Annotated in this window: 1 protein-coding gene and 2 pseudogenes; all 3 read left to right on the top strand. The window is 73.2% G+C overall.

The genetic code is table 11. The annotated features are described in order from the left end of the window. A pseudogene (locus AUC47_RS16940) lies at positions 1–779 on the top strand (hypothetical protein); the annotation flags it as partial. Further along, positions 776–1,588, top strand: a complete 813-nt coding sequence (locus AUC47_RS10755; protein ID WP_256999536.1) for a PP2C family protein-serine/threonine phosphatase — start codon at positions 776–778, stop codon at positions 1,586–1,588. The pseudogene AUC47_RS16940 and the gene AUC47_RS10755, both read left to right, overlap by 4 nt. Further along, positions 1,588–2,221: pseudogene (locus tag AUC47_RS10750) on the top strand (hypothetical protein); the annotation flags it as partial. The gene AUC47_RS10755 and the pseudogene AUC47_RS10750, both read left to right, overlap by 1 nt.

Genomic DNA, 2,221 nt, shown 5'->3' with positions numbered 1-2,221 from the left:
GGTACGCATCCGAGCAGGCGCCGTCAGCATCGCCCGCCGTTCCGCCGGTTCCGCCCCTGCCCGCGCCGGTCGCCGCCGAGGCCTCCACTCCCGCCGCGCCCTCCGGTGCGGCGCCGGAACCGGAATCCTCCGCGCCCGCCGCCCCTTCGGCTCCGACCTCTCCGCCCGCGCCTGCGGCGCCCGCGCCGTCCGCCGCTGACGAGGGCGTGATCGCCTTCGTGCCCGGGATCACGCTCGACGCCCCGCCGCAGCGTCCCGCGGGGTCGGCGGCACCCGCGTCGTCTGTCGACGCGCCCGCGGCATCCTCTCTCCCGGCCGCTCCGGCTTTCCCCGCTGCGCCCGCGTTCCCTGCGGCTCCGGCCTTCCCGGCCGCTCCGGCGTTCCCCGCTGCGCCTGCGGCCGTCGAGCCTGAGAGCGACGAGGACGACCTGGAGGAGACGCGCATCAGCATCCCTGGTCACCGTCTCGTGTTCACGTGGGACGACGGGACCAGGGTCACCGTGTCGCGCCGCACCGTCTTCGGGCGCAACCCCGAGCAGGAGGAAGGCGCGGTCATCGTGCCGGTGCGCGACGAGACGCTGTCGCTGTCGAAGACGCACTTCGAGGCCGCCTCGTCCACCTCAGGGGGATGGGTGCTCGACCGCTTCTCGACCAACGGCATGACCCTCGTGCGAGACGGACAGCGCATGGCCTGCCCGGCGGGTCAGAAGGTGCCCGTCCGCCTCGGAGACGCTCTCGAGATCGGCGACCGCATCGTGACGATCGGCGGGTACGCGTGACGATCCCCCTGGCGGTGTCGACCGGTGCGGCGACGCACACGGGTCTGCGGCGCACTCTCAACGAGGACTCCTTCGTCGCGAACTCACCCGTGTTCCTCGTCGCCGACGGCATGGGAGGGCACGAGGCGGGTGAACGCGCGAGCGCAGCCGTGATCGCGGAGTTCGCCCGTCACATCGGTCGCGAGGCCCTCGCGCTCGACGACGTGCGCGACGCCGTGGCGGTCGCGCGGACCGCGGTCGAGTCGCTCTCCACGACGAGCAACGGCCGGGCTGGCACGACGCTGAGCGGCGTCGTCATCGCGAACGTCGACGGCATGGGGTATTGGCTCGTGCTCAACATCGGCGACTCCCGGGTGTATCGCCTCGAGGACGGCGAGCTCGAGCAGGTGAGCGTCGATCACTCGGTGGTGCAGGAGCTCATCGAATCGGGCGAGCTGCGCCCGGAGGACGCGCAGACCGACCGGCGCCGCAACATCATCACCCGCGCGATCGGCGCGGGCAGCGACGGCGAGGTCGACTACTGGCTGTTCCCCGCCGAGCTCGGAGACCGTCTGCTGATCTGCTCCGACGGATTGTCGTCGGAGCTCAGCGACGGAGCCATTCGCGAGATCCTCATGGTCGAGGACGACCCGCAGCGCGCCGCCGACATCCTCGTGTCGAGCGCCGTGCACGCGGGGGGACGCGACAACGTGACCGTCGTCGTGATCGACGCGATCGCAGTGGCGTCCCGCCCGGGAACGCTCGTCGAGACCGATGAACCCGACATCGCGGACACACGTCCGCGCGAAGCCGCAGGAGGAGTGCGCTGATGCGTGTGAACTACCGCCCGGGAACCTGGAATGCGCTCGTCCGCGACGGAGCCGTGCTCGTGCTTCCCGGCTCGGCCGAACCCGCTCTCGTCGCCGAGGCCTGGGACCGCTTCGACGGCATCCGCGAGCTCGGCGGGCTCGTCGACCTGCTCTCGTCGCGCTCCGGCGGCTCGCTGTCGTCGCTCCCCGACTTCGCCGCGGTCGTGCTCGACGGCGATGACGCGCGCATCGCCGTGCGCGGCGCCCCCGAGGTGACCGTCGAGGCCGCGGAGGGCAGCGCGCGGATCAGCGGCGCGGAGGTGTCGACGTGGAGCGAGCGATTCATGCGCGGGGTCTCCCGTGTGACGGTGAGGGCGGGGGATGCCGGAGCGGAAGCCGCAGACCTGCCGGTCCTCGGCGGTGTCGTGCGTGTGGCATCTCTCGACATCGACCCCGCCGGCCCCTCAGCCGAGGTGCGGGGCGTCGCCGCCACCGCGCACGGCGCGGCTGCCGCGGCACCCGCAGCTCCGGCCGCGACCGCGTCAGAGGCGGCTGACGCGGCACCCGCCTCTGCGGCATCCGGTTCCGTCTCCGCCGGGGATCCGGCCTCCGTCGGTGCGAGCCTCGGCGGACTGGCGGGCCTCGCGGGCGCGG

The organism is Microbacterium sp. SZ1 (assembly GCF_002362255.1).
Lineage (GTDB): Bacteria > Actinomycetota > Actinomycetes > Actinomycetales > Microbacteriaceae > Microbacterium.
The sequence above is the reverse complement of the archived record's forward strand: the minus strand, read 5'-3'. Positions and strand labels throughout refer to the sequence as shown.